Genomic DNA, 25,497 nt, shown 5'->3' on the forward strand with positions numbered 1-25,497 from the left:
TTCTATGATCCCCCTAGTGAAATTCGAAGTGCCTCCGCTACATTTTCTACACCAACTAACTCAATCCCTCTCGGCTTTTTCCATCCGTCTATATTCGCCTGAGGAATAAACATTCGCTTAAATCCTAGTTTCGCAGCTTCCTGCACTCGCTGTTCAATTCTTGATACTCTTCTGACTTCTCCCGTCAGACCGACCTCTCCTATAAAGCAATCCGCTTGATGCGGCGCTGCGTCTTTAAAGCTTGATGCAATACTGACGGCAATAGCTAAGTCAATCGCCGGTTCGTCAAGCTTCACACCGCCTGCGACCTTTAAATACGCATCTTGGTTTTGCAAGAGCAGCCCCACGCGTTTTTCTAAAACTGCCATGAGCAGCGATACTCGATTATGATCAAGGCCAGTGGCCATTCTTCGCGGATTCCCAAAGCTTGTCGGGGAAATTAATGCCTGTATCTCGACAAGTACGGGTCTTGTTCCTTCCATTGAGGCAACAACACACGAACCAGATACACCTGCCGACCGCTCTTCTAAAAAGATTTCTGATGGGTTTAATACTTCCGTGAGTCCTTCCTCTCTCATTTCAAAAATCCCCAATTCATTCGTTGAACCAAATCGGTTTTTGACCGCCCGTAAGATACGAAACGTATGATGACGCTCGCCTTCAAAATAAAGAACTGTATCCACCATATGCTCTAAAAGGCGTGGACCTGCGATCGAGCCTTCTTTTGTCACGTGACCAACGATAAAAATTGGAATCCCATTTGTCTTAGCAATCTTCATCAGCTGCGCTGTACATTCTCTTACTTGAGATACAGAGCCGGGAGCTGACGTGATATCGCTTTGATAAACGGTTTGAATCGAATCCACCACAACAAAAGCAGGTTTCATCTCCTGTATAGCAGACGTTATATACTCCATATCGGTTTCAGCCAAAACATGTAAAGAGGCGCTTTCAATGCCAAGGCGGTCCGCTCTTAGCTTCGTTTGTTTAATGGACTCCTCACCAGATATGTATAACACATTCTGATTTTTGTCTGAGAGCTGTGCGGATACTTGTAATAATAATGTGGACTTCCCAATCCCAGGATCTCCGCCAATGAGAACAAGAGAGCCTTTGACAATTCCACTTCCTAATACTCGGTTAAATTCTTCTAAATTCGTTTTAATTCGGGGTTCTTCGGATGTTTCAATTGCAGATATAGGTGAAGGTTTTTGAATGGTTTGAACAGAATGATTAAAAGCACTTCGACGGTTTGCTGGCTCTTTGCGAACGACCTCTTCTGTCATACTGTTCCACGTGCCGCAGCCTGGACATTTCCCCATCCATTTGGCTGACTCATAACCGCACGATTGGCATATAAATTTTGATTTTGTCTTAGCCATAGATTGAAGAATACAACTCCTTATACTGGTCAGAAAATAAGTAAAGGGAGGCATACATCTTACTGGTATGCCTCACACTTTTTTCTTACTATATTAGTTCGTAGCAGCCGTTGCTTTTACGACAATTTCTCCATCTTCCACATCTAATACGATATGTTGACCTTTTTCAATATTGCCCTTCAGAAGCTCTTCAGAAAGTCGATCTTCTACATGCTTTTGAATCGCTCTTCTTAATGGACGCGCACCGTACTCAAGGTCTACTCCTTCGTCGGCAATCTTCGCTTTTGCTGCTTCCGTCAATTCAATTGATAGGTCTTGTTCTTTTAATCGTTTTGTCAATTGATCAGACATGAGAGACACGATCTCTTTGAGATGTTTCTTCTCAAGCGAGTGGAAGACAATGATTTCATCAATACGGTTGATAAACTCAGGTCTAAACGCACGTTTCAACTCGCCCATCACTTTGCCTTTCATATCCTTGTAATTTTGACTTTCATCCTGCACGTTAAAGCCAACGTATTTATTGCGCTTCAGCTCACTAGCTCCAACGTTTGATGTCATGATCAAAATCGTATTTCTAAAGTCAACGGTACGCCCTTTAGAATCAGTTAGACGACCATCTTCTAATACTTGCAGTAAGATATTAAATACATCTGGATGGGCCTTTTCAATCTCGTCTAATAGAACGACAGAATAAGGTTTTCTTCTCACTTTTTCAGTCAGCTGTCCACCTTCATCATAACCGACATAGCCTGGAGGTGACCCAACAAGTCTGGATGTAGAGTGTTTCTCCATGTATTCAGACATATCAATACGGATCATTGCTTCTTCATCACCGAAAATAGACTCGGCGAGTGCTCTTGCAAGCTCTGTTTTACCAACCCCTGTTGGTCCTAAGAAGATAAAGGAGCCGATTGGACGTTTTGGATCTTTTAGGCCTGCACGCGCACGTCTCACAGCTTTCGCTACAGCAACAACGGCTTCATCCTGCCCGATTACACGAGAGTGGAGCAATTGTTCCATATTCAGAAGCTTATCTGTCTCCGTTTGAGCAATTTTCGAAACAGGCACTCCCGTCCAGCTGGAAACGACCATTGCGATATCATCTACAGATACCTCTGAATTCTCTTGTCCCTGCTTTTCTTTCCATGATTTCTTTGTAACTTCTACTTTTTCACGCAAACGCTGCTCTGTATCGCGAAGAGAAGCTGCTTTTTCAAATTCTTGACTTTGAACTGCCGCATCCTTTTCCTTGCGTACTTCATCCAGCTTTTGCTCTAGTTCTTTTAGGTTAGGCGGTGTTGTGAACGAACGTAAACGGACTTTCGAACCTGCCTCATCAATTAAATCAATCGCCTTATCTGGAAGGAATCGGTCAGAAATATAACGGTCAGACAGCTTTACTGCCGCCTCAATCGCTTCATCTGTAATAGACACACGGTGATGTGCTTCATACCGGTCTCTAAGTCCTCTTAAGATTTGAATACTCTCATCAACAGAAGGCTGATCTACTTGAATTGGCTGGAAACGTCGTTCAAGCGCAGCATCCTTTTCAATGTATTTACGGTACTCATCTAACGTTGTCGCCCCAATACATTGAAGCTCACCACGTGCTAAGGATGGCTTCAAGATATTAGACGCATCAATCGCACCTTCTGCTCCACCAGCACCAATGAGTGTATGAAGCTCATCGATAAAGAGAATGATATTTCCTGCCTGACGAATTTCGTCCATGACTTTTTTCAAACGATCCTCGAATTCACCACGATATTTCGTTCCAGCTACAACAGTTCCCATATCCAGTGTCATCACTCGTTTATCACGCAGGATTTCAGGCACTTCGTTATGAATAATTTGCTGTGCAAGACCTTCTGCGATGGCTGTTTTACCAACACCAGGCTCACCAATCAGCACAGGGTTATTTTTTGTTCTTCTACTTAGAACCTCAATGACACGTTGAATTTCTTTGCTTCGGCCAATCACAGGGTCCAAGCTGTCCTCTTTTGCGATAGCAGTTAAATCTCTTGCCAAGCTATCTAGCGTCGGCGTATTTGCATTGCTATTAGAGCCTGCTGCAGATGCACCTGTTTCATTGCTTCCAAGCAGCTGCAGGACTTGCTGACGTGCTTTATTTAAGCTCACTCCGAGGTTATTTAAGACACGGGCAGCGACACCCTCTCCCTCACGAATAAGACCTAATAGAATATGTTCTGTCCCTACATAGGAATGACCTAGCTTTCTTGCTTCATCCATTGAAAGCTCAGTGACCTTCTTCGCTCTAGGCGTATAGTGAGGAATAGCTTGAGACACCTCTTGCCCTCTTCCAATCAAGCTTTCGACTTCTTTTTGGATTTTATCTGAAACAAGGCCCAGTGCTTCTAACGCTTTGGCAGCGATGCCCTCACCTTCACGTACAAGGCCAAGTAAAATGTGCTCAGTACCTATGTTCTTATGGCCTAGGCGAATGGCTTCTTCTTGTGCAAGTGCTAATACCTTTTGAGCTCTTTCAGTGAATCTTCCAAACATCATATCGTTTCATCCTCCTGTCCATTCCTATGCATTTCTAAGCGCAGCCTTTCTCTAATAATCGCTGCTCGTTTTATATCTCGTTCATTTGGCTCCAAGGCTCCTCCTGAATATTGTTGAAGGAAACCGGGCTGGGTCAAAATCATGAGTTCATTCAGTATATTACTTGAAAGCCCCTTAATGATACCTAAATCAATTCCAAGCCGCACATCTGACAAACACTTTGCTGTTTCTTTTGATTCAATCATACGACAATTGGCCAAAATCCCTAAGGACCGGTACACTCTGTCCTCAAGTTCAATTTTAGATGTTTGATATAGCGCTTTTCGTGCAGATCGCTCTTGTTCAATGAGCTGAGCGGTCACACTATTTAAATCATCTACAATGTCTTCTTCTGATTGACCAAGTGTCATTTGATTTGATATTTGAAAGATGTTCCCTATTGCTTCGCTGCCTTCACCATAAATTCCTCTGACCACAAGACCTAATTGATTGATGGCGGGAATAATCCTATTCATTTGTCTTGTGAGCGCTAATGCTGGTAAATGCATCATGACCGATGCCCTAATACCTGTACCTACATTAGTCGGACAGCTTGTTAAGTATCCTCGCTTTTCAGAAAACGCATAATCCACTTGCTCTTCAATCCAGTCATCTACCTGATTAGCCGCTTTTAGTGCATTGGCTAGCTGAAAACCTGGGAATAAGCATTGGATTCGAATATGGTCTTCTTCATTTAACATCACACTGATTTCTTCATTTTCAGAAAGCAAACAGCCGCCAAATCTTGATTCAGCTAAATTGGGGCTGATCAAATGTTTTTCAACAAGTACCCTCTTTGCTAAAGGCTGCGTTTCATTCATTCGAATCAGTACAAAGTTTCCGATGTCCTTCACTGCCTGGCTAGCAAACTTTTGCTCGAATTGCTGGAGAACAGCTTCAGCTTCTTCTTGAGAAAACTGAGTTGGGAAACGAACATGCTCTAGATTGCGCGCTAGCCGGATACGACTGCTTAGAACAATGTCACTTTCTGGTCCTTTTTGTTTCATCCACTGACTTAGAGCGTCTTGAATAAAATGCTGGAGCGACATGTCGTTAATCTCCCTCCCTCTGCTGAGATTGCTCATGCTCTAATGCACGAATTTGATCTCGAACTTCTGCTGCTTTTTCAAACTCTTCCTGTTCAATCAGCTGCTTCAGCTCTTGCTGCATTAACTCAAGTTTCCGCCGGACATGCAGGCTGCCGGCAATTCGTTTTGGGACTTTCCCATTATGGACTGTATTTCCACTATGGACTTTCCGTAAAACAGGGTTCAGATACTGATCAAATGTACGATAGCATTCTGCACAGCCAAATCGGCCTGTTTTTCTGAACTGCTGAAAGGTTAAGCCACACTTAGGACATTGGTCCACTTCTTTCGCTTCTTGAAAAATAGACGAGCCCTTGTTAGCACTTGTGGTGAAGCTAGGATCAATATTCAATAAACCTGATAATAAGTTGTGAATCGAGAAACCTTGGTTTCCACTCATAGCATATGAATCACTGTTTTCTTTTGCACATTGTTCACATATGTGCATTTCTTGTTTTTCTCCATTTATAACTTTCGTAAAGTGAAAAGTGGCTGGTCTCTCATTACATTCTTGACAAATCAATCTTTTCACCCGCTTTACTTTAATTTCAAAGCATTTAACATCGCTTTCATCATCCGAGCACGCAGTTCATCACGTTCAGGTAAATCAATATGCAATACAGAACGATCCATGACACTAATCATCATCTTAGCTTCTCTTTCAGATAAAATGTTATTTTCAACAAGACGCATGATGATATGATCAGATGCAGCCTGTGATAAACGATGATATATTTGGGAAATAATGTTGTTCAATAAGTCGACTTCATCATTCATTTTGACTTTAATGATGCGGATATAGCCACCGCCGCCACGCTTACTTTCAACGATATAGCCTCTCTCGCTCGTAAAGCGTGTATTGATAACATAGTTAATTTGTGAAGGTACGCATTGAAATTTATCTGCAATTTCATTGCGCTTAATTTCTAATATTTCTCGACCGTTCTGATCTAAGACTTCCTTCAAATACTGCTCGATGATATCAGAAATATTTTGTGCCACTCCGCCTCCTCCTCCATTGACTTTGACTATATTTGACTTTAATCTTACTATAAATTTTTTCGGTCGATTTTTCAAGATAATCGCTCAACTAACAATATTATTTCCACATTTATATGGTGCCAAACCTCCCAAAAACACAAAAAAGACCAGTTCCGACTGGAACTGATCCTTATAGAAGCTTGGCGGCGTCCTACTCTCACAGGGGGAAACCCCCAACTACCATCGGCGCTGAAGAGCTTAACTTCCGTGTTCGGTATGGGAACGGGTGTGACCTCTTCGCTATCGCCACCAAACCTGATGGAGAGAATGTTCTCTCAAAACTAGATAACAATGTTCATGCTTCACAAATGAATATAGGTTAAGTCCTCGATCTATTAGTATCTGTCAGCTCCACGTGTCACCACGCTTCCACCTCAGACCTATCAACCTGATCATCTTTCAGGGATCTTACTTCCTTGCGGAATGGGAAATCTCATCTTGAGGGGGGCTTCATGCTTAGATGCTTTCAGCACTTATCCCGTCCGCACATAGCTACCCAGCGATGCCCTTGGCAGAACAACTGGTACACCAGCGGTGCGTCCATCCCGGTCCTCTCGTACTAAGGACAGCTCCTCTCAAATTTCCTGCGCCCGCGACGGATAGGGACCGAACTGTCTCACGACGTTCTGAACCCAGCTCGCGTACCGCTTTAATGGGCGAACAGCCCAACCCTTGGGACCGACTACAGCCCCAGGATGCGATGAGCCGACATCGAGGTGCCAAACCTCCCCGTCGATGTGGACTCTTGGGGGAGATAAGCCTGTTATCCCCGGGGTAGCTTTTATCCGTTGAGCGATGGCCCTTCCATGCGGAACCACCGGATCACTAAGCCCGACTTTCGTCCCTGCTCGACTTGTAGGTCTCGCAGTCAAGCTCCCTTGTGCCTTTACACTCTGCGAATGATTTCCAACCATTCTGAGGGAACCTTTGGGCGCCTCCGTTACATTTTAGGAGGCGACCGCCCCAGTCAAACTGCCCACCTGACACTGTCTCCCTGCCCGATAAGGGCAGCGGGTTAGAAGGTCAATACAGCCAGGGTAGTATCCCACCGATGCCTCCACCGAAGCTAGCGCTCCGGTTTCCAAGGCTCCTACCTATCCTGTACAAGCTGTACCAACATTCAATATCAGGCTGCAGTAAAGCTCCACGGGGTCTTTCCGTCCTGTCGCGGGTAACCTGCATCTTCACAGGTACTATAATTTCACCGAGTCTCTCGTTGAGACAGTGCCCAGATCGTTGCGCCTTTCGTGCGGGTCGGAACTTACCCGACAAGGAATTTCGCTACCTTAGGACCGTTATAGTTACGGCCGCCGTTTACTGGGGCTTCAATTCGCACCTTCGCTTACGCTAAGCGCTCCTCTTAACCTTCCAGCACCGGGCAGGCGTCAGCCCCTATACTTCGCCTTACGGCTTCGCAGAGACCTGTGTTTTTGCTAAACAGTCGCCTGGGCCTATTCACTGCGGCTTCTCGGGGCTTTAACACCCTAAGAAGCACCCCTTCTCCCGAAGTTACGGGGTCATTTTGCCGAGTTCCTTAACGAGAGTTCTCTCGATCACCTTAGGATTCTCTCCTCGCCTACCTGTGTCGGTTTGCGGTACGGGCACCTCTCACCTCGCTAGAGGCTTTTCTTGGCAGTGTGGAATCAGGAACTTCGCTACTAAATTTCGCTCGCCATCACAGCTCAGCCTTTACGGGAAACGGATTTGCCTATTTCCCAGCCTAACTGCTTGGACGCGGATATCCAATACCGCGCTTACCCTATCCTCCTGCGTCCCCCCATTGCTCAAATGGTGAGGAGGTGGTACAGGAATATCAACCTGTTGTCCATCGCCTACGCCTTTCGGCCTCGGCTTAGGTCCCGACTAACCCTGAGCGGACGAGCCTTCCTCAGGAAACCTTAGGCATTCGGTGGACGGGATTCTCACCCGTCTTTCGCTACTCATACCGGCATTCTCACTTCTAAGCGCTCCACCAGTCCTTCCGGTCTGGCTTCACAGCCCTTAGAACGCTCTCCTACCACTGTTCGTAAGAACAGTCCGCAGCTTCGGTGATACGTTTAGCCCCGGTACATTTTCGGCGCAGAGTCACTCGACCAGTGAGCTATTACGCACTCTTTAAATGGTGGCTGCTTCTAAGCCAACATCCTGGTTGTCTAAGCAACTCCACATCCTTTTCCACTTAACGTATACTTTGGGACCTTAGCTGGCGGTCTGGGCTGTTTCCCTTTCGACTACGGATCTTATCACTCGCAGTCTGACTCCCAAGGATAAGTCATCGGCATTCGGAGTTTGACTGAATTCGGTAACCCGGTAGGGGCCCCTAGTCCAATCAGTGCTCTACCTCCGAGACTCTTACCTTGAGGCTAGCCCTAAAGCTATTTCGGAGAGAACCAGCTATCTCCAGGTTCGATTGGCATTTCACCCCTACCCACACCTCATCCCCGCACTTTTCAACGTGCGTGGGTTCGGGCCTCCATTCAGTGTTACCTGAACTTCACCCTGGACATGGGTAGATCACCTGGTTTCGGGTCTACGACCACGTACTCATGCGCCCTATTCAGACTCGCTTTCGCTGCGGCTCCGCATCTTCTGCTTAACCTTGCACGGGATCGTAACTCGCCGGTTCATTCTACAAAAGGCACGCCATCACCCGTTAACGGGCTCTGACTACTTGTAGGCACACGGTTTCAGGATCTATTTCACTCCCCTTCCGGGGTGCTTTTCACCTTTCCCTCACGGTACTGGTTCACTATCGGTCACTAGGGAGTATTTAGCCTTGGGAGATGGTCCTCCCGGATTCCGACGGAATTTCACGTGTTCCGCCGTACTCAGGATCCACTCTGGAGAGAACAACATTTCAGTTACAGGGCTGTTACCTTCTTTGGCGGGCCTTTCCAGACCTCTTCGCTTATATCGTTCCTTTGTAACTCCGTATAGAGTGTCCTACAACCCCAAGAGGCAAGCCTCTTGGTTTGGGCTGTTCCCGTTTCGCTCGCCGCTACTCAGGGAATCGCATTTGCTTTCTCTTCCTCCGGGTACTTAGATGTTTCAGTTCCCCGGGTATGCCTTCTCATACTCTATGTATTCAAGTATGGATACTACTCCATTACGAGCAGTGGGTTTCCCCATTCGGAAATCTCCGGATCAAAGCTTGCTTACAGCTCCCCGAAGCATATCGGTGTTCGTCCCGTCCTTCATCGGCTCCTAGTGCCAAGGCATCCACCGTGCGCCCTTTCTAACTTAACCATTTCTTACTTTAGAAAGAATCACTATGTGTGATGAACTTTGCATTGCATTCAATGTGAATGTATTACTTATTGTTATCTAGTTTTCAAAGAACAATCCTGTCTCGCTAGAGACATGTTTTGAAGGAATGATCCTTCAAAACTAAACAAGACGAAAACGTACGCTGCTCCATATATCCTTAGAAAGGAGGTGATCCAGCCGCACCTTCCGATACGGCTACCTTGTTACGACTTCACCCCAATCATCTGCCCCACCTTCGGCGGCTGGCTCCATAAAGGTTACCTCACCGACTTCGGGTGTTGCAAACTCTCGTGGTGTGACGGGCGGTGTGTACAAGGCCCGGGAACGTATTCACCGCGGCATGCTGATCCGCGATTACTAGCGATTCCAGCTTCACGCAGTCGAGTTGCAGACTGCGATCCGAACTGAGAACAGATTTATGGGATTGGCTAAACCTTGCGGTCTTGCAGCCCTTTGTTCTGTCCATTGTAGCACGTGTGTAGCCCAGGTCATAAGGGGCATGATGATTTGACGTCATCCCCACCTTCCTCCGGTTTGTCACCGGCAGTCACCTTAGAGTGCCCAACTAAATGCTGGCAACTAAGATCAAGGGTTGCGCTCGTTGCGGGACTTAACCCAACATCTCACGACACGAGCTGACGACAACCATGCACCACCTGTCACTCTGTCCCCGAAGGGAAAGCCCTATCTCTAGGGTTGTCAGAGGATGTCAAGACCTGGTAAGGTTCTTCGCGTTGCTTCGAATTAAACCACATGCTCCACCGCTTGTGCGGGCCCCCGTCAATTCCTTTGAGTTTCAGTCTTGCGACCGTACTCCCCAGGCGGAGTGCTTAATGCGTTAGCTGCAGCACTAAGGGGCGGAAACCCCCTAACACTTAGCACTCATCGTTTACGGCGTGGACTACCAGGGTATCTAATCCTGTTCGCTCCCCACGCTTTCGCTCCTCAGCGTCAGTTACAGACCAGAGAGTCGCCTTCGCCACTGGTGTTCCTCCACATCTCTACGCATTTCACCGCTACACGTGGAATTCCACTCTCCTCTTCTGCACTCAAGTTTCCCAGTTTCCAATGACCCTCCCCGGTTGAGCCGGGGGCTTTCACATCAGACTTAAGAAACCGCCTGCGAGCCCTTTACGCCCAATAATTCCGGACAACGCTTGCCACCTACGTATTACCGCGGCTGCTGGCACGTAGTTAGCCGTGGCTTTCTGGTTAGGTACCGTCAAGGTGCGAGCAGTTACTCTCGCACTTGTTCTTCCCTAACAACAGAGCTTTACGATCCGAAAACCTTCATCACTCACGCGGCGTTGCTCCGTCAGACTTTCGTCCATTGCGGAAGATTCCCTACTGCTGCCTCCCGTAGGAGTCTGGGCCGTGTCTCAGTCCCAGTGTGGCCGATCACCCTCTCAGGTCGGCTACGCATCGTCGCCTTGGTGAGCCATTACCCCACCAACTAGCTAATGCGCCGCGGGTCCATCTGTAAGTGACAGCCGAAACCGTCTTTCATCCTTGAACCATGCGGTTCAAGGAACTATCCGGTATTAGCTCCGGTTTCCCGGAGTTATCCCAGTCTTACAGGCAGGTTACCCACGTGTTACTCACCCGTCCGCCGCTAACATCCGGGAGCAAGCTCCCTTCTGTCCGCTCGACTTGCATGTATTAGGCACGCCGCCAGCGTTCGTCCTGAGCCAGGATCAAACTCTCCGAAAAAGTACAAAACCGAAGTTTTGTTTTTCGTCAGCGTTTGACTGACTACCTATGAAATATCATAGGATTTTTTATAAAAACTCGAATTAACAGGTACGTTTTGTCTTGTTTAGTTTTCAAAGATCATATTGGTGGAGCCTAGCGGGATCGAACCGCTGGCCTCCTGCGTGCAAGGCAGGCGCTCTCCCAGCTGAGCTAAGGCCCCATAAAAGATGGTCGGGAAGACAGGATTCGAACCTGCGACCCCTTGGTCCCAAACCAAGTGCTCTACCAAGCTGAGCTACTTCCCGATCTTAATGGCGCGCCCGAGAGGAGTCGAACCCCTAACCTTTTGATCCGTAGTCAAACGCTCTATCCAATTGAGCTACGGGCGCTTATTTGATAATGCCGAGGGCCGGACTTGAACCGGCACGGTAGTCACCTACCGCAGGATTTTAAGTCCTGTGTGTCTGCCAATTCCACCACCCCGGCGTGGATGGTATAAGCGGAAGACGGGATTCGAACCCGCGACCCCCACCTTGGCAAGGTGGTGTTCTACCACTGAACTACTTCCGCATTACAGGATTTCTTTATTTTATTTGGCAATGCGGGTGAAGGGACTTGAACCCCCACGTCATAAAGACACTAGATCCTAAGTCTAGCGCGTCTGCCAATTCCGCCACACCCGCATGAAACATGGTGAGCCATGAAGGACTCGAACCTTCGACCCTCTGATTAAAAGTCAGATGCTCTACCAACTGAGCTAATGGCTCGCTTTAAAAGCGACTTGTCTATCTTACCATATGAAAGTGGTGCCGGCAAGAGGACTTGAACCCCCAACCTACTGATTACAAGTCAGTTGCTCTACCAGTTGAGCTACACCGGCTTTATCTATCCTAACATTATGTAAGAATAAATATGGTGGAGGATGACGGGCTCGAACCGCCGACCCTCTGCTTGTAAGGCAGATGCTCTCCCAGCTGAGCTAATCCTCCATATTGTGTCGTTTCGAAGTGTCTCTCGATCTGACAAATAGTATTATATAACGATAAGATATTGTTTGTAAAGACTTTTTTAAAATAATTTTTGAATTTATTTTAAAGCTGTTTTTTTCATCTTTTCGTTAAGGCACCTAAAGAAGTTTACCACTTGTCTCATCATTTTAAAAGCCTTTTTTTCATTTTTTTATGTTTTTTTGTTAAAAAGAGTACTAATAAGGCTTTATCACTGTGGAAACAGCAATTTTGTAGCTTCTAAACCCTTGTTTTATTTCATATATCTCTAGTTAAAAACATTCAAATAAGAAATTCTGTTATTATTTTATTTTTTTGAGAAATCTTTTTTGCATAAAAAATTGTGAAAATGTTGCTGGTCTTTACTATTTTTCAGAAAATCGTTTCACATCATTTTTTTCTGCTGCTTCAAATATTCAACAGCTTTATCGTCTATGTAAAATTTTAACAGGAGAAATAAAATGAATATTGTTTCTTTCATGTCTTCTATCTTTTTAAATTGGAAATTCAACAATGCTGAATCACCCCTTCGAGATGAGGTCTTTCTATTTAGTGGCCCTATACATCGCCTTTCTATATCTATTTACCCAAGGTAAGGTTTTCTATGCTTTTAGTGATGCCCTTGATGATTTGAACTGCCGGTTCATATGATGACCGACATGTTAAATTGAAGGAGCATAAAGTTTGATTTATGTAGCAATCTCGAGGGAACAACGTATTTTTACTTTAACAACCTATTATATAGAAGCAAATCATTCAAAAACACAAAAAAGACCAGTTCCGACTGGAACTGATCCTTATAGAAGCTTGGCGGCGTCCTACTCTCACAGGGGGAAACCCCCAACTACCATCGGCGCTGAAGAGCTTAACTTCCGTGTTCGGTATGGGAACGGGTGTGACCTCTTCGCTATCGCCACCAAACCTGATGGAGAGAATGTTCTCTCAAAACTAGATAACAATGTTCATGCTTCACAAATGAATATAGGTTAAGTCCTCGATCTATTAGTATCTGTCAGCTCCACGTGTCACCACGCTTCCACCTCAGACCTATCAACCTGATCATCTTTCAGGGATCTTACTTCCTTGCGGAATGGGAAATCTCATCTTGAGGGGGGCTTCATGCTTAGATGCTTTCAGCACTTATCCCGTCCGCACATAGCTACCCAGCGATGCCCTTGGCAGAACAACTGGTACACCAGCGGTGCGTCCATCCCGGTCCTCTCGTACTAAGGACAGCTCCTCTCAAATTTCCTGCGCCCGCGACGGATAGGGACCGAACTGTCTCACGACGTTCTGAACCCAGCTCGCGTACCGCTTTAATGGGCGAACAGCCCAACCCTTGGGACCGACTACAGCCCCAGGATGCGATGAGCCGACATCGAGGTGCCAAACCTCCCCGTCGATGTGGACTCTTGGGGGAGATAAGCCTGTTATCCCCGGGGTAGCTTTTATCCGTTGAGCGATGGCCCTTCCATGCGGAACCACCGGATCACTAAGCCCGACTTTCGTCCCTGCTCGACTTGTAGGTCTCGCAGTCAAGCTCCCTTGTGCCTTTACACTCTGCGAATGATTTCCAACCATTCTGAGGGAACCTTTGGGCGCCTCCGTTACATTTTAGGAGGCGACCGCCCCAGTCAAACTGCCCACCTGACACTGTCTCCCTGCCCGATAAGGGCAGCGGGTTAGAAGGTCAATACAGCCAGGGTAGTATCCCACCGATGCCTCCACCGAAGCTAGCGCTCCGGTTTCCAAGGCTCCTACCTATCCTGTACAAGCTGTACCAACATTCAATATCAGGCTGCAGTAAAGCTCCACGGGGTCTTTCCGTCCTGTCGCGGGTAACCTGCATCTTCACAGGTACTATAATTTCACCGAGTCTCTCGTTGAGACAGTGCCCAGATCGTTGCGCCTTTCGTGCGGGTCGGAACTTACCCGACAAGGAATTTCGCTACCTTAGGACCGTTATAGTTACGGCCGCCGTTTACTGGGGCTTCAATTCGCACCTTCGCTTACGCTAAGCGCTCCTCTTAACCTTCCAGCACCGGGCAGGCGTCAGCCCCTATACTTCGCCTTACGGCTTCGCAGAGACCTGTGTTTTTGCTAAACAGTCGCCTGGGCCTATTCACTGCGGCTTCTCGGGGCTTTAACACCCTAAGAAGCACCCCTTCTCCCGAAGTTACGGGGTCATTTTGCCGAGTTCCTTAACGAGAGTTCTCTCGATCACCTTAGGATTCTCTCCTCGCCTACCTGTGTCGGTTTGCGGTACGGGCACCTCTCACCTCGCTAGAGGCTTTTCTTGGCAGTGTGGAATCAGGAACTTCGCTACTAAATTTCGCTCGCCATCACAGCTCAGCCTTTACGGGAAACGGATTTGCCTATTTCCCAGCCTAACTGCTTGGACGCGGATATCCAATACCGCGCTTACCCTATCCTCCTGCGTCCCCCCATTGCTCAAATGGTGAGGAGGTGGTACAGGAATATCAACCTGTTGTCCATCGCCTACGCCTTTCGGCCTCGGCTTAGGTCCCGACTAACCCTGAGCGGACGAGCCTTCCTCAGGAAACCTTAGGCATTCGGTGGACGGGATTCTCACCCGTCTTTCGCTACTCATACCGGCATTCTCACTTCTAAGCGCTCCACCAGTCCTTCCGGTCTGGCTTCACAGCCCTTAGAACGCTCTCCTACCACTGTTCGTAAGAACAGTCCGCAGCTTCGGTGATACGTTTAGCCCCGGTACATTTTCGGCGCAGAGTCACTCGACCAGTGAGCTATTACGCACTCTTTAAATGGTGGCTGCTTCTAAGCCAACATCCTGGTTGTCTAAGCAACTCCACATCCTTTTCCACTTAACGTATACTTTGGGACCTTAGCTGGCGGTCTGGGCTGTTTCCCTTTCGACTACGGATCTTATCACTCGCAGTCTGACTCCCAAGGATAAGTCATCGGCATTCGGAGTTTGACTGAATTCGGTAACCCGGTAGGGGCCCCTAGTCCAATCAGTGCTCTACCTCCGAGACTCTTACCTTGAGGCTAGCCCTAAAGCTATTTCGGAGAGAACCAGCTATCTCCAGGTTCGATTGGCATTTCACCCCTACCCACACCTCATCCCCGCACTTTTCAACGTGCGTGGGTTCGGGCCTCCATTCAGTGTTACCTGAACTTCACCCTGGACATGGGTAGATCACCTGGTTTCGGGTCTACGACCACGTACTCATGCGCCCTATTCAGACTCGCTTTCGCTGCGGCTCCGCATCTTCTGCTTAACCTTGCACGGGATCGTAACTCGCCGGTTCATTCTACAAAAGGCACGCCATCACCCGTTAACGGGCTCTGACTACTTGTAGGCACACGGTTTCAGGATCTATTTCACTCCCCTTCCGGGGTGCTTTTCACCTTTCCCTCACGGTACTGGTTCACTATCGGTCACTAGGGAGTATTTAGCCTTGGGAGATGGTCCTCCCGGATTCCGACGGAATTTCACGTGTTCCGCCGTACTCAGGATCCACTCTGGAGAGAACAACATTTCAGTTACAGGGCTGTTACCTTCTTTGGCGGGCCTTTCCAGACCTCTTCGCTTATATCGTTCCTTTGTAACTCCGTATAGAGTGTCCTACAACCCCAAGAGGCAAGCCTCTTGGTTTGGGCTGTTCCCGTTTCGCTCGCCGCTACTCAGGGAATCGCATTTGCTTTCTCTTCCTCCGGGTACTTAGATGTTTCAGTTCCCCGGGTATGCCTTCTCATACTCTATGTATTCAAGTATGGATACTACTCCATTACGAGTAGTGGGTTTCCCCATTCGGAAATCTCCGGATCAAAGCTTGCTTACAGCTCCCCGAAGCATATCGGTGTTCGTCCCGTCCTTCATCGGCTCCTAGTGCCAAGGCATCCACCGTGCGCCCTTTCTAACTTAACCATTTCTTACTTTAGAAAGAATCACTATGTGTGATGAACTTTGCATTGCATTCAATGTGAATGTATTACTTATTGTTATCTAGTTTTCAAAGAACAATCCTGTCTCGCTAGAGACATGTTTTGAAGGAATGATCCTTCAAAACTAAACAAGACGAAAACGTACGCTGCTCCATATATCCTTAGAAAGGAGGTGATCCAGCCGCACCTTCCGATACGGCTACCTTGTTACGACTTCACCCCAATCATCTGCCCCACCTTCGGCGGCTGGCTCCATAAAGGTTACCTCACCGACTTCGGGTGTTGCAAACTCTCGTGGTGTGACGGGCGGTGTGTACAAGGCCCGGGAACGTATTCACCGCGGCATGCTGATCCGCGATTACTAGCGATTCCAGCTTCACGCAGTCGAGTTGCAGACTGCGATCCGAACTGAGAACAGATTTATGGGATTGGCTAAACCTTGCGGTCTTGCAGCCCTTTGTTCTGTCCATTGTAGCACGTGTGTAGCCCAGGTCATAAGGGGCATGATGATTTGACGTCATCCCCACCTTCCTCCGGTTTGTCACCGGCAGTCACCTTAGAGTGCCCAACTAAATGCTGGCAACTAAGATCAAGGGTTGCGCTCGTTGCGGGACTTAACCCAACATCTCACGACACGAGCTGACGACAACCATGCACCACCTGTCACTCTGTCCCCGAAGGGAAAGCCCTATCTCTAGGGTTGTCAGAGGATGTCAAGACCTGGTAAGGTTCTTCGCGTTGCTTCGAATTAAACCACATGCTCCACCGCTTGTGCGGGCCCCCGTCAATTCCTTTGAGTTTCAGTCTTGCGACCGTACTCCCCAGGCGGAGTGCTTAATGCGTTAGCTGCAGCACTAAGGGGCGGAAACCCCCTAACACTTAGCACTCATCGTTTACGGCGTGGACTACCAGGGTATCTAATCCTGTTCGCTCCCCACGCTTTCGCTCCTCAGCGTCAGTTACAGACCAGAGAGTCGCCTTCGCCACTGGTGTTCCTCCACATCTCTACGCATTTCACCGCTACACGTGGAATTCCACTCTCCTCTTCTGCACTCAAGTTTCCCAGTTTCCAATGACCCTCCCCGGTTGAGCCGGGGGCTTTCACATCAGACTTAAGAAACCGCCTGCGAGCCCTTTACGCCCAATAATTCCGGACAACGCTTGCCACCTACGTATTACCGCGGCTGCTGGCACGTAGTTAGCCGTGGCTTTCTGGTTAGGTACCGTCAAGGTGCGAGCAGTTACTCTCGCACTTGTTCTTCCCTAACAACAGAGCTTTACGATCCGAAAACCTTCATCACTCACGCGGCGTTGCTCCGTCAGACTTTCGTCCATTGCGGAAGATTCCCTACTGCTGCCTCCCGTAGGAGTCTGGGCCGTGTCTCAGTCCCAGTGTGGCCGATCACCCTCTCAGGTCGGCTACGCATCGTCGCCTTGGTGAGCCATTACCCCACCAACTAGCTAATGCGCCGCGGGTCCATCTGTAAGTGACAGCCGAAACCGTCTTTCATCCTTGAACCATGCGGTTCAAGGAACTATCCGGTATTAGCTCCGGTTTCCCGGAGTTATCCCAGTCTTACAGGCAGGTTACCCACGTGTTACTCACCCGTCCGCCGCTAACATCCGGGAGCAAGCTCCCTTCTGTCCGCTCGACTTGCATGTATTAGGCACGCCGCCAGCGTTCGTCCTGAGCCAGGATCAAACTCTCCGAAAAAGTACAAAACCGAAGTTTTGTTTTTCGTCAGCGTTTGACTGACTACCTATGAAATATCATAGGATTTTTTATAAAAACTCGAATTAACAGGTATGTTTTGTCTTGTTTAGTTTTCAAAGATCATGTTCGTTATCGCTCGTAAGCGACTTTAATATCTTACCATTTTGCATCGGCTAAAGTCAAGAACTTTTTTCATTTTCTTTTTTTAACCTCGTTGCTGTTTTGCGGCAACGAATAATAATATACCATCTGGATTCTTTCCTTACAATAGTTTTTTTAAAAAAAGTTTCATTTTATGAAAAATAAAAAGCGCCATAAATAAAATGGCGCTTTGGTTGATGTATTAGCGGTTTCTCATTTGCGGGAAAAGCAGTACATCTCTGATTGATGGAGAATTTGTTAAAAGCATGATTAATCGGTCGATTCCGATTCCTAGACCACCTGTTGGAGGCATACCGTATTCTAATGCTTCAACAAAATCGTCATCCATTAGATGTGCTTCGTCGTTTCCTTCTTCACGTTCTTTTAATTGAGCTTCAAAGCGTTCTCTTTGATCGATTGGATCGTTTAGCTCTGTGAATGCATTTGCATGCTCGCGGCGTACGATAAACAGCTCAAAGCGATCAGTAAAGCGAGGGTCTTCAGGATTTTTCTTAGCTAATGGAGAAATCTCCACTGGATGTCCGTAAATGAATGTAGGCTGAACCAATGTTTCTTCTACTTTTTGCTCGAAGAACTCATTGATAATATGACCTACTGTCATATTTTTCGTGATTTCAACACCATGATCAGCAGCATGCTGTTTTGCTTCTTCTACAGACATCTCCTGCCAGAAGTCTACACCTGTTGCTTCTTTGACCGCTTCAACCATATGAAGTCTCTTCCATTCAGGTTTGAGATCAATTTCATCTTCTCCATATTGAATGGTTGTTGTTCCTAGCACCTCTTGGGCAATATGAGCAATCAGGTTTTCAGTCAGATTCATGATGTCTTTGTAGTCTACGTATGCTTCATACAGCTCGATCATAGTGAATTCTGGGTTGTGACGAGTCGATACACCTTCGTTACGGAATACGCGGCCAATCTCGTATACTTTCTCTAGACCACCGACAATTAGGCGTTTTAAGTGCAGCTCGATCGCAATACGCATATAAAGCGGCATATCAAGTGCATTGTGATGAGTAATGAATGGGCGCGCTGATGCACCACCAGGGATGCTGTGCATTGTTGGTGTTTCAACTTCTAAGTATCCTTTAGAATCTAAGTATCTTCTCATGGATTGAATGATTTTGCTTCGCATAATGAACGTCTGCTTACTTTCTGGATTTACAATGAGGTCAAGGTAGCGCTGACGATAGCGTTGTTCAACATCTTTTAATCCATGATATTTATCAGGAAGCGGGCGAAGTGCTTTCGTAAGAACCTCAAAGCTGGTCGCTTTAATAGAAAGTTCTCCTACATTTGTTTTAAAAACAGTCCCTGTTACACCGATGATATCGCCTAGGTCTGAGCTTTTGAATAATTCGTAAGCTTCTTCCCCTACACTATCTTTACGAACATAGATTTGAATTTGTCCTTCTAGGTCTTGAATATGTGCAAAGCCAGCTTTTCCTTTTCCGCGCTTTGTCATCATACGTCCAGCGATTGTTACTTGAGCCGCTTTTCCTTCTAAGTCTTCTTTAGAAAACTCGTCATATTCAGCGATAATTTGTGCAGATTGATGAGAACGGTCATATCGTTCACCGAATGGATCGATACCCTCTTCTCTCATTTTATTCATTTTGTCACGTCTGACCTGGAATTGGTCATTTAATTCTTCGTTATTAAGCCCTTCATTACTCATTTATATCACTCCAATAATGTATTTTGCAGAGAAAAGCAGAAAAACTGCCAGTACATGCACTAGCAGTGAGCTACAAAAAGAAAGATAGTCTTATCCTACTTTTATACTTTGAAGCTCTTTTGCCTCGGCTTCGATCGTAAAGTCATCAAGAACTTGTACAAGCTCCGCTCTCGTTTCACTTTGATTGATTTGATTTCTCACGTCCGCATTGCCTCGGACACCTTTTAAGTACCATGCTGCATGCTTTCTCATTTCTCTGACAGCCACATGCTCGCCTTTCAGGTCAATGAGTCGGTCCAAGTGAAGTTTGCACACTGACATTTTCTCACGCACGTTTGGCTCTTCTTTCAGTTCACCCGTTTCTAAATAATGAACCGTTCGATAGATCATCCACGGGTTTCCTAGTGCGGCTCTTCCGATCATGACAGCGTCCACACCCGTTTCATCAAGCATACGTTTTGCATCTTGAGGGGTTTTGACATCGCCATTGCCGATGACAGGAATGGATACAGATTGTTTAACCTCTCTCATGATATCCCAATTCGCTGTTCCTTCGTACATTTGCACGCGTGTTCGTCCGTGAAGCGCAACCGCTTGTCCACCTGCTCGTTCAACAGCACGGGCATTATCAATAGCAAAGATATGGTCTTCGTCCCAGCCCATTCTCATTTTCACTGTAACTGGTTTGTCTACAGCTTCTACGACAGCAGAGACCATTTCATAAATTTTGTTTGGATCAAGCAGCCATTTCGCTCCTGCATCACATTTCGTAATCTTCGGCACAGGACAGCCCATGTTGATATCAATAATATCCGCTGTGGTATTCTTGTCTACAAACTTTGCCGCTTCGACGAGTGTGTCTTTCTCCCCTCCAAATATCTGAAGGCTCAAAGGCTTTTCCCGTTCATCAATGTATAGCATACCCATTGTTCTCGCGTTGTTGATCAGGATCGCTTTGTCACTGACCATTTCAGCGCAGACTAAGCCCGCTCCAAACTCTTTCACCGTCAGTCTGAAGGCAGAGTTGCACACGCCAGCCATCGGCGCGAGCACTACTTTGTTTTTAATCTCGATATCTCCGATTTTAAACATTTTTCCCCCTCCTTTCTTCTTCAAGAATTGGCGAAAGTTCTTCCACCGTTATATTTAAAGCATCTGCTATTTGACCAACCAATTGGTTTGTTGGTAATCGATTGCCTCGCTCAATTTCTCCTAAGACAGAGACAGAGATGCCCAGTCTTTTCGCGAACCCTTCCTGAGTATACCCTTTTAGCTTTCGGTATGCACGAATTCTTCTACCCCACATGTCTTTTTCCATATGCTTACACCTTCTTGGTCTGTTACGGCATTTATTTGTACTTCGCCGATTTCTGGGCAAATCTCACTCATCGGAACAAGAACGAATAAACGTTCGTACATTCTAGGATGCGGCACTACAAGTTGTTCTGTTTCAATATTTTCACGATTATAAAGTAAAATGTCAAGGTCAGCCGTTCGCGGCCCCCATCTCACTTCTCTTGTTCTGCCTAACTCTTGCTCGATTTTCTGAGTAAGAGACAGTAGTTCCTCTGGACGAAGTGAAGTGGTAATTTTCACGGCCATATTTAAAAAATCATCTTGGTTTTCGTAGCCTACAGGTGTTGTTTCATATATCGATGAAATTAATTCCACTTGAACCTCTGGATGTTCATGCAGTTTTTTAACGGCTTCTTTTAAATAGGTTTCTTTTTTACCTATGTTTGAGCCTAAAGCGATGTATGCCGTGTTATTCATGTGCGTGATCTCGTCATTTCAATTGCAACGGACTGATAGTGACCTGGAATTGGCGGATCTGGCTTGATCACCTTCACTGTACATTCCTGGACTGTCTGAAAGTCCTTTAACACTTGGTTTGCAATTCTTTCTGTCAGTGTTTCAACGAGATTGACCGGCTCACCTTCTACGATGCTTTTGCAGATTTGGTAGAGCTCTGCATAGTTGATCGTCTCATTGAGGTCATCAGTTTGTCCGGCTTTACTTAAATCAAGTGAAGCTGTTAAGTCCACGCGGAATCGCTGCCCTAGTTTGTTTTCTTCTGCAAATACGCCATGGTACCCGTAAAATTCCATTCCGTTTACATATACTTTATCGATGATAAGCGCCTCCCTTATTCAGCATGGCATCCATCATTTTTGCCATTCTTGCAATTTCTTTTACATCATGTACACGGACCATCGCACTGCCCTTTTGAATCCCAAGACAGACCGTCGCACCTGTTCCTTCAGTACGTTCTTCAGGCGGTAGGTCTAAGACAGCACCAATGAATCGTTTTCGAGATGTAGCTAACAGCAGTGGATACCCAAGGTGACAAAAATGTTCGAGTTCATTCATGACCTTCAGGTTGTCCTCTTTATTTTTTGCAAATCCTACACCTGGATCTAATATGATCATGTCATCGCGGACACCCGCTTGCTGGGCAATTTGGACACTTTCTTTCAAATCGGCGATCATATCTGAAATCAGATGTGTGTAGTTTCGTTCTGGCCGATTGTGCATTAATATGATTGGGACATTGTGCTTCGCTGCCACATGTGCCATTTGGGGATCTGCCTTCGCTCCCCATACATCATTAATGATGGAGGCTCCAGCTTTCACCGCTTCATCTGCAACACGGGCTTTATACGTATCAATAGAGATAGGTACATCTAATTCTTTTGTGATCTTCTCAATGACCGGAATGACTCTTGAAAGCTCCTCTTCTTCCGAGACAAGTGCCGCTCCCGGACGAGTGGATTCTCCGCCAATATCAATAATATGTGCCCCGTCTTCTATCAGTTGCGCTGCATGAGCCAGCGCTTTATCTACTTGATTAAACTTTCCTCCATCTGAAAAAGAGTCAGGTGTGACATTTAAAATGCCCATGACTAATGTCTTTTCTTCATAACTAAGGGTATGGTGCTTGGCCTGTATGATTTTAGGCTGTTTTATCAATTGTTGTGTCATTGTGTCCACCTACTCTTTATGGTCTTGACGTTCTTTAGTGTATTGCATTCTTAACTTTGTTGAAATTGTCCGGCTGTTTTTGGGAAAGTGGATTTCTCCTATTCCTCTGAACGGTACAACTCCCTGAACAGAATTGGTCATCCATGCCTCATCAGCTGAGAGCAAATGTGAGACTGGGTATCGCCCTTCCTTTAGCGAAGCCCCCATAGCGCGGAGCGTTTCCATACAGTATCGACGAGTGACCCCATTTAAAATGCCTGTATCAAGTGACGGTGTATAGATCACATCATCTTTTCGCCAAAATATATTCGAGGTAATGCCTTCTGCCACATCATCTTCTTTTGTTAAAAAGATGCCTTCTAACGACGGGTCATTCCCCACTTCTCTTTTCGCGAGCAGGTTGTTCATATAATGATGAGACTTGAGGCGTCTTGGGCCTTCCGGTGTATTTCTTCTCGTTTGAAGAATGACTCCCTTTTTCTCATCCAAAATAGATTCTGGACGGAAAGGAGAGATCATGACAAAAACGACAGGCTCTTCATAAGGATCTGCAGAAAACCCATTGCCTCTGCCCGCAGAAACATTCAAGCGAATTCTCGCATGGCCGCCGGCTATTTGGTTTTTATTCAGTAAGGTATGAATGATGTCGAGTACAAATGGTTTCTCTATTGTGGATTCGATGCAAAGGTCACGTAATGATTGATTGAGCCTTTCAAGATGCCAATCCAACAGGAAGACTTGTCCTGCCAGGCTGGTAAATGTTTCGAATACACCGATGCCATATAGAAAACCATGATCAAAAGGAGAAAGAGTCGCGTCTTTCTCCTCTATATACTGACCGTTCAGATAAATGATCATGCGTTTGCTTCATGCCCCTTTTTACGATAGGTTTCAATGAAATTTTTCAGCATTTCTTTTCCGAAGGACGTCATAATTGATTCAGGATGGAATTGCACACTTTCAATCGGCAATTCTTTATGGCGAATCGCCATAAGCTCGCCTTCCTTTGTGCTGGCTGTTGCGTCAAAGCACTCTGGCAGCGTCTCGTTTTTGACAATTAATGAGTGATATCTCGTTGCAACGAGCGGATTTTGAAGTCCTGTGAAGACACCTTTTCCGTCATGTTTAATCTCTGACGTTTTACCGTGCATTAAGCGCTCTGCTCGAACAACATCCCCGCCAAAGACTTGTGCGATGGATTGGTGACCTAAACACACACCGAAGATCGGAATACTTCCTGCAAAGTGCTTGATCGCCTTCATACTAATTCCCGCTTCATCAGGACTGCATGGCCCTGGAGAAATCATGAGAAAATCCGGCTTGAGCTCTTCAATTTCCTGAATGGTCACTTGATCATTCCGTTTCACGATCAATTCTTCTCCAAGCTCACCTAAATACTGGACCAGGTTGTACGTAAATGAATCATAATTATCAATCATTAAAATCATACTCTGCTCACCTCTAACTCAAAATAGTCTCTTCTTTGCTCAACTGTATTGCTTTTTTCACTGCATAGGCTTTTTTAATCGATTCTTTGTATTCGTGTTTTGGGACAGAATCTATGACGATTCCCGCACCTGACTGCATAAAGGCTTTTCCTTCTGTACAATACGCAGTACGAATAACGATATTAAAGTGCATATCTTGATTGAATCCAAACCAGCCTATAGATCCAGTATAAAGCCCACGTCTTGTTGGCTCAAGTTCTTCTATGATTTCCATTGTTCTCACTTTTGGAGCACCTGTAATTGTTCCACCTGGGAATACAGCTCTCATGACATCTACCGCGTCACATTCATCACGCAGCTCCCCTTGTACATTGGATACAATATGCATCACGTGTGAATATTTCTCAATCGCCATAAATTCGTTCACTTTTACGGATCCATAAGTAGATACGCGTCCAAGGTCATTCCGCTCAAGGTCAACGAGCATCACATGCTCTGCGCGTTCTTTTTCATTTTCAATCAGTTCTTTTGCCAGCGCTTGATCCTCAGCGTCGTCTTTGCCTCGTGATCTTGTTCCAGCAATTGGTCTTGTTTCTAGCTGAGTCCCTTTTTTCTTAATAAGCAGCTCTGGAGATCCACAAACAATCTGGAAGTCAGGCGTATGCAGGTAAGACATATAAGGAGATGGATTCACTTGACGTAACGTTTTATATAAATCATACGGATGAGTGTGAAGCTGTTCATCTTGTCTGATAGATAAGTTCACTTGGAACACGTCACCGTTTGCGATATATTGCTTAATTTTCTCTACTGCTTCTCCAAAGGTTTCTTCAGTAAAAGGTGCTGCTGGTACAAATTCTGTAGAAGATTCATTGACAGGTGATTGAGCTGATTCTTCAAAAGAGCTTGTCCACTTTCGCTTCCACTCTTCAAGCCTTTGATCCGCTTCACTCATTGGTTCTACTTCCTCTGTGTGAGTAATCAGCCACAGTGCGTTCTCTTCATGATCAAAAACTGCAACATCGTTAAACACGAGGAAATAAAGGTCTGGTGTTTTAAGATCATCAATTGCCAGCATCTTAAAATGCTCGATGTATCTAGCATAATCGTAGCTTAAAAACCCAATCGCTCCACCTTGGAAGTCGGGGTATTCGTCGTTTGTTTCGGTTTGAAGGGATTGAAACCAATCCGTAAACGCTCTGAATGGATCACCTTCTTTGAACAATACCTCATCTTGATAATGGATGGTCGTCATCCCATCTTTCCCCTTCGCTTTAGCGATCGGGTGAATACCAGCAATGCTATATGAACCGCCGCGTGCACTTTCTAGAAGCACATGATGTGTTTCACGAGCAGTTAATTGTTCGTATCTTTTCAAGAATGCATCTTTCGTAAAAGGAATTTTGATGCCCATCGGCCTGCGTTGTGTCATGTTATCATCCTTTTTCATTTTCATTAATCTTATTGTAATGCAATCCAATTTATTTAGAAAATAGTATTTGCTTTCCATCTTCAGAATTCATGAAAAAACCCCA

The 25,497-nt window shown here is 46.1% G+C and carries 14 protein-coding genes, 9 tRNA genes and 6 rRNA genes; all 29 read right to left on the reverse strand.

The genetic code is table 11. The annotated features are described in order from the left end of the window. Positions 1–2 precede the first annotated feature (2 nt). The 29 genes from radA to V6Z54_RS06915 all read right to left on the reverse strand — a co-directional run bounded on the left by radA (position 3) and on the right by V6Z54_RS06915 (position 25,394). A complete protein-coding gene (gene radA / locus V6Z54_RS06775) occupies positions 3–1,382 on the reverse strand; it encodes a DNA repair protein RadA (RefSeq protein ID WP_025092231.1) in 1,380 nt (459 codons plus the stop codon). Between the two features lie 93 nt (positions 1,383–1,475). Continuing rightward, complete coding sequence (clpC, locus tag V6Z54_RS06780; protein WP_007496263.1) at positions 1,476–3,911, reverse strand: ATP-dependent protease ATP-binding subunit ClpC; 2,436 nt, start codon at positions 3,909–3,911, stop codon at positions 1,476–1,478. Beyond that, a complete protein-coding gene (locus V6Z54_RS06785) occupies positions 3,908–4,999 on the reverse strand; it encodes a protein arginine kinase (protein ID WP_041084744.1) in 1,092 nt (363 codons plus the stop codon). Before V6Z54_RS06785 ends, clpC begins: the two co-directional genes overlap by 4 nt. Positions 5,000–5,003: 4 nt before the next feature. Then, positions 5,004–5,561, reverse strand: coding sequence for a UvrB/UvrC motif-containing protein (locus tag V6Z54_RS06790; protein ID WP_024425862.1), 558 nt, complete (start codon positions 5,559–5,561; stop codon positions 5,004–5,006). 14 nt (positions 5,562–5,575) lie between these two features. Then, positions 5,576–6,040, reverse strand: coding sequence for a CtsR family transcriptional regulator (locus tag V6Z54_RS06795; RefSeq protein WP_003217184.1), 465 nt, complete (start codon positions 6,038–6,040; stop codon positions 5,576–5,578). Between the two features lie 177 nt (positions 6,041–6,217). Further along, a 5S ribosomal RNA gene (gene rrf, locus V6Z54_RS06800) occupies positions 6,218–6,333 on the reverse strand. Between the two features lie 61 nt (positions 6,334–6,394). Further along, a 23S ribosomal RNA gene (locus V6Z54_RS06805) occupies positions 6,395–9,325 on the reverse strand. A gap of 182 nt (positions 9,326–9,507) precedes the next feature. Beyond that, positions 9,508–11,056, reverse strand: a 16S ribosomal RNA gene (locus tag V6Z54_RS06810). Positions 11,057–11,182: 126 nt separating this feature from the next. After that, positions 11,183–11,258: transfer RNA gene (locus tag V6Z54_RS06815), tRNA-Ala, on the reverse strand. Between the two features lie 8 nt (positions 11,259–11,266). Next, positions 11,267–11,343: transfer RNA gene (locus V6Z54_RS06820), tRNA-Pro, on the reverse strand. 7 nt (positions 11,344–11,350) lie between these two features. Continuing rightward, positions 11,351–11,427: transfer RNA gene (locus V6Z54_RS06825), tRNA-Arg, on the reverse strand. Between the two features lie 11 nt (positions 11,428–11,438). Beyond that, positions 11,439–11,524 (reverse strand) — tRNA-Leu (locus V6Z54_RS06830). A gap of 12 nt (positions 11,525–11,536) precedes the next feature. Next, positions 11,537–11,608, reverse strand: a tRNA-Gly gene (locus V6Z54_RS06835). 30 nt (positions 11,609–11,638) lie between these two features. Next, positions 11,639–11,721: transfer RNA gene (locus V6Z54_RS06840), tRNA-Leu, on the reverse strand. An 8-nt stretch (positions 11,722–11,729) separates the two neighbouring features. Continuing rightward, positions 11,730–11,805, reverse strand: a tRNA-Lys gene (locus V6Z54_RS06845). A 37-nt stretch (positions 11,806–11,842) separates the two neighbouring features. Next, positions 11,843–11,918, reverse strand: a tRNA-Thr gene (locus tag V6Z54_RS06850). 33 nt (positions 11,919–11,951) lie between these two features. Continuing rightward, positions 11,952–12,027: transfer RNA gene (locus tag V6Z54_RS06855), tRNA-Val, on the reverse strand. An 823-nt stretch (positions 12,028–12,850) separates the two neighbouring features. Beyond that, a 5S ribosomal RNA gene (rrf, locus tag V6Z54_RS06860) occupies positions 12,851–12,966 on the reverse strand. 61 nt (positions 12,967–13,027) lie between these two features. Further along, positions 13,028–15,958, reverse strand: a 23S ribosomal RNA gene (locus V6Z54_RS06865). Positions 15,959–16,140: 182 nt separating this feature from the next. Continuing rightward, positions 16,141–17,689 (reverse strand): 16S ribosomal RNA (locus V6Z54_RS06870). Together the 16S, 23S and 5S rRNA genes with 9 tRNA genes alongside form the textbook arrangement of a ribosomal RNA operon. A gap of 343 nt (positions 17,690–18,032) precedes the next feature. Further along, on the reverse strand, positions 18,033–19,532 hold the full coding sequence (lysS, locus tag V6Z54_RS06875) for a lysine--tRNA ligase (protein WP_269104244.1): 1,500 nt from the start codon (positions 19,530–19,532) through the stop codon (positions 18,033–18,035). Positions 19,533–19,622: 90 nt separating this feature from the next. Beyond that, positions 19,623–20,624 (reverse strand): tRNA dihydrouridine synthase DusB, encoded by a 1,002-nt coding sequence (gene dusB / locus V6Z54_RS06880; protein WP_269104246.1) that lies wholly within the window; start codon positions 20,622–20,624, stop codon positions 19,623–19,625. Next, the gene (locus V6Z54_RS06885) at positions 20,617–20,850 is read right to left on the reverse strand and encodes a helix-turn-helix transcriptional regulator (protein WP_024425661.1); all 234 of its coding nucleotides are present in this window, start codon (positions 20,848–20,850) and stop codon (positions 20,617–20,619) included. The genes dusB and V6Z54_RS06885 overlap by 8 nt, the downstream gene beginning before the upstream one ends. Beyond that, positions 20,802–21,305, reverse strand: coding sequence for a 2-amino-4-hydroxy-6-hydroxymethyldihydropteridine diphosphokinase (gene folK / locus V6Z54_RS06890; protein WP_041085284.1), 504 nt, complete (start codon positions 21,303–21,305; stop codon positions 20,802–20,804). Before folK ends, V6Z54_RS06885 begins: the two co-directional genes overlap by 49 nt. After that, complete coding sequence (gene folB / locus V6Z54_RS06895) at positions 21,302–21,664, reverse strand: dihydroneopterin aldolase (protein WP_338527962.1); 363 nt, start codon at positions 21,662–21,664, stop codon at positions 21,302–21,304. The genes folK and folB overlap by 4 nt, the downstream gene beginning before the upstream one ends. Further along, positions 21,657–22,514 carry a dihydropteroate synthase gene (gene folP, locus V6Z54_RS06900; protein ID WP_024425658.1) on the reverse strand — a complete coding sequence of 286 codons (858 nt, stop codon included), beginning with the start codon at positions 22,512–22,514 and terminating at the stop codon, positions 21,657–21,659. Before folP ends, folB begins: the two co-directional genes overlap by 8 nt. A gap of 9 nt (positions 22,515–22,523) precedes the next feature. After that, positions 22,524–23,372: an aminodeoxychorismate lyase gene (gene pabC / locus V6Z54_RS06905; protein ID WP_073980045.1), complete on the reverse strand. Its 849-nt coding sequence runs from the start codon at positions 23,370–23,372 to the stop codon at positions 22,524–22,526. After that, a complete protein-coding gene (pabA, locus tag V6Z54_RS06910; RefSeq protein WP_338527845.1) occupies positions 23,369–23,962 on the reverse strand; it encodes an aminodeoxychorismate/anthranilate synthase component II in 594 nt (197 codons plus the stop codon). Before pabA ends, pabC begins: the two co-directional genes overlap by 4 nt. Positions 23,963–23,975: 13 nt before the next feature. Continuing rightward, a complete protein-coding gene (locus V6Z54_RS06915) occupies positions 23,976–25,394 on the reverse strand; it encodes an anthranilate synthase component I family protein (RefSeq protein WP_041085291.1) in 1,419 nt (472 codons plus the stop codon). Positions 25,395–25,497: the final 103 nt, after the last annotated feature.

Origin of the sequence: Bacillus sp. MAG717A, assembly GCF_036884855.1 — a bacterium.
Classification (GTDB): domain Bacteria; phylum Bacillota; class Bacilli; order Bacillales; family Bacillaceae; genus Bacillus; species Bacillus safensis.

Bases quoted from the DNA above. Each gene is read 5' to 3' on its own strand.
- V6Z54_RS06785 (WP_041084744.1), bottom strand. From the start codon at position 4,999: ATGTCGCTCCAGCATTTTATTCAAGACGCTCTAAGTCAGTGGATGAAA.
- dusB (WP_269104246.1), bottom strand. From the start codon at position 20,624: ATGTTTAAAATCGGAGATATCGAGATTAAAAACAAAGTAGTGCTCGCG.
- V6Z54_RS06885 (WP_024425661.1), bottom strand. From the start codon at position 20,850: ATGGAAAAAGACATGTGGGGTAGAAGAATTCGTGCATACCGAAAGCTA.
- folK (WP_041085284.1), bottom strand. From the start codon at position 21,305: ATGAATAACACGGCATACATCGCTTTAGGCTCAAACATAGGTAAAAAA.
- clpC (WP_007496263.1), bottom strand. From the start codon at position 3,911: ATGATGTTTGGAAGATTCACTGAAAGAGCTCAAAAGGTATTAGCACTT.
- V6Z54_RS06915 (WP_041085291.1), bottom strand. From the start codon at position 25,394: ATGACACAACGCAGGCCGATGGGCATCAAAATTCCTTTTACGAAAGAT.
- lysS (WP_269104244.1), bottom strand. From the start codon at position 19,532: ATGAGTAATGAAGGGCTTAATAACGAAGAATTAAATGACCAATTCCAG.
- radA (WP_025092231.1), bottom strand. From the start codon at position 1,382: ATGGCTAAGACAAAATCAAAATTTATATGCCAATCGTGCGGTTATGAG.
- folP (WP_024425658.1), bottom strand. From the start codon at position 22,514: ATGACACAACAATTGATAAAACAGCCTAAAATCATACAGGCCAAGCAC.
- pabC (WP_073980045.1), bottom strand. From the start codon at position 23,372: ATGATCATTTATCTGAACGGTCAGTATATAGAGGAGAAAGACGCGACT.
- pabA (WP_338527845.1), bottom strand. From the start codon at position 23,962: ATGATTTTAATGATTGATAATTATGATTCATTTACGTACAACCTGGTC.